2 protein-coding genes are annotated in these 2,773 nt (G+C 44.5%); both read left to right on the top strand.

The annotated features are described in order from the left end of the window. The first annotated feature begins 240 nt into the window (after window positions 1–240). The gene (locus tag ACWVCM_RS10385) at window positions 241–2,307 is read left to right on the top strand and encodes a sigma-70 family RNA polymerase sigma factor (RefSeq protein WP_455201679.1); all 2,067 of its coding nucleotides are present in this window, start codon (window positions 241–243) and stop codon (window positions 2,305–2,307) included. Beyond that, a partial coding sequence (locus ACWVCM_RS10380) for a hypothetical protein (RefSeq protein ID WP_455201678.1) occupies window positions 2,304–2,773 on the top strand: 470 nt, incomplete at its 3' end. The genes ACWVCM_RS10385 and ACWVCM_RS10380, both read left to right, overlap by 4 nt.

The following is a 2,773-nucleotide window of genomic DNA, read 5'->3' as shown; positions in this document are numbered from 1 at the left end:
GCTCGGCATGAACAATAATAATAGGGGGGGCAGACCAGGCTCGATTAATCTCCAAATTCGTGGATCAATGAGAGTCAACCTGGGGGAGCTACAATCCGACCTGAATTATTTTTTATAAAATTAATCGCAAATCCTGTAACCTGATTGCTCGGCGGATCGTCATACCATTGAACACAAATTAAGGCGTTCAGGTTCTTTTACATTTATTAACCGAGAAGCACATATTTGGGACATCACCCTTTGACTACACAAGCATTGAACAAACAGGCTCCTATTGAACAGATCTACCGGGATTACAGGGAACCGGTTTATAACTATATCTATCGCCTGTCTAATGATCCTAACCAGGCACAGGATGTTGCACAGCAAACGTTTCTAAAGATAATGATCGATCCCGGGCTAAGTGATGTTGAAAACATAAAAAGCTATTTGTTTACCATCGCCAGAAATCATTTGTATGACACCTGGAAAAAGAAAAAAGAAACCCTGGTGGATGACGCAGGCATCGACATCGCAGCATCAGCCGATGAAAGTGAGCTAACCGAAGAACTCGCCAGGAAGCAGACACAAAAGGCCGTTACTTTTTGTGTGCAACGGCTCACTGATAAATTTCGTGAGTTAATGATTTTACGTTACATGCAGGACTTATCGATTCAGGAAATCGCCTCAATCACCCAGTTAAGTCAATCAGATATCAAGGTTAGTTTGTTGCGAGCACGACAACAATTTGACAAGGGGCTGACTCAACACATGTATCTCAAGGTCGCTAAGAGTCGCCAGCAGTGTACTGAAATGAATTCAATGTTGGCAGTGTATAAAGACGTCGACATTCCAGAAGCAGAATTAGCGGCTTTTGAAAAACATATCGATAAATGCCTGGTATGTACCGAGGATGCCGAAGAATTGAAACGCACCCGTAAACTGCTTGCACTTATCCCATTGGCCACTGTGCCACTTTCACTCGACACCTCATTTAACGATGCTATGGCTGCATCCGTTCCGGATGCAAATACCGCGGGTAACACCCTGCTGGTTAAAGGTGCGGTATCGGCTGCTGTTGTCGCATTGATTGCTGGCGTGGTATTGCTATTGCCCGACAAGCAACCAATCAATACGCCCACCGATGCTTCAAAAGTGGATCCACAGTTGCCGCAAACAGTCAAATCACAAGTACAGCAACAACCAAAACAGTCTCAACCTCCTGCGCAAGCTGTATCGGCGGGGAGTGTTTCTATGACAGCGAAGGCACGGCTAACAACCGGCGCTGCGCCTGTCAGTGCAAATTGGGAGCTTTATAAACTATCAGCAGATGGTAAAACAGTTGAGCAATCACTCAACAGTGCCAGGGGTGAAGAGCTAAGCAGGAAACTTGATCCCGGTCAGTACAGGATTAAGGCGCGTATTGATAGCCTGGAGCAGGAACGTAAAATAGAGGTGGTTGAAGGGAATCCATTGTCCCTGAATTTTATATTCAATGCATCGAAAGTGCATGTGAGCACCCCGCTTACGAGCACAATCAATCTGCACGATTCTCATCTGACTTACCTCATATTTAAATCCAGACAGGATATGGAATCAGGAAAATACGTTGCACTCAAGCGATTTACACAACCTGCATCAACTTTTATTCTGCGCGCGGGTGAATATTATTTAAAAGCAAGTTACCTGGGTTTTGGTAAGATAGAAGCTGTAAAAAGCTTTACGGTAAGGGAGGGAAACTCGGTAGTTATTGAGATACCCATAGAAGTCGGTATGTTTAAACCGGAGGCTATTTTAACCCGTAAAAATCTGCCGCATATTCGTAATATAAGCTGGTCGATTACAGAACCTTCGGTGCCAGAGAATGCCTCAACAAGATTCAGCATAATCAAGAATGGGACAGAAATGCCTATGGCATCCGGTACGTACACCCTGACGGCAAAGCTGGAAAATATTACCCAGCAGTCTGAAATTACGATTAAGGCGGGGCAGGTTACTCCACATAAGGTCATTTTCAGGGGCGGTATTGTAAAAGCCGCCGTCTGGCTGGATAAGCCAAAAAGCGAACGTAACAAAGATATATATTTGAACGTTTATGAATCCGAAAAATATCGCAGCGCCAGTCAGCAGGGAGACTATGTTCCAACAATTGCTGTCATACGTAATGACATGCCAGACGAGTCGGCCATTTTACCGGAAGGTAACTATGCGCTTGTTATCAAAAACAATATTGACCATAAAGTGAGAGCAACTCGGGACTTCACTGTTAAGGACGGAGATACCAAACAATTAGATTTAATAATAACTGAGGAGGTAGAAACAAAATGAAAAATATTTATCGTGTAACTATAATTATGACGTTGTTATGTGTGAGCCTCGCAGCGCAATCCGGCGATATGACTCCCATGAAGGATATGATGAAGCAACAGGTAATGGCATCGTGCGATGATAAAGCGTTTTTGTCATGCATGGGCATCAATAAAAAGAAATGCGTTTCATCCGTAGAAAAAACTATGTCCAGTTGTGATCACCTTTTTCCAAAGGATATGACAGCCATGAACGACACGACAATGATCGCGCATGGCGACTGCCTGACTCAAAATTTAATAAAACATTCAGGTGTCAGCCAGAGCAAGGTGGATGCCTGCGGCCAATCGGCCAGTGCCGATGCGCCTCCATCAATGGATCAGGAGCAGGCAATGGCCATGATGGGTCAGGCGCTGCAGGCACATGCAGCTGCTGTAGGCACAGATGGTGTTACATTACCGCTTTATAAAAATGCTACGGTCCTGTC

This window comes from Kaarinaea lacus, assembly GCF_975902315.1.
Note: the sequence above shows the minus strand (reverse complement) of the source record. Positions and strands in the feature narration are given on the sequence as shown.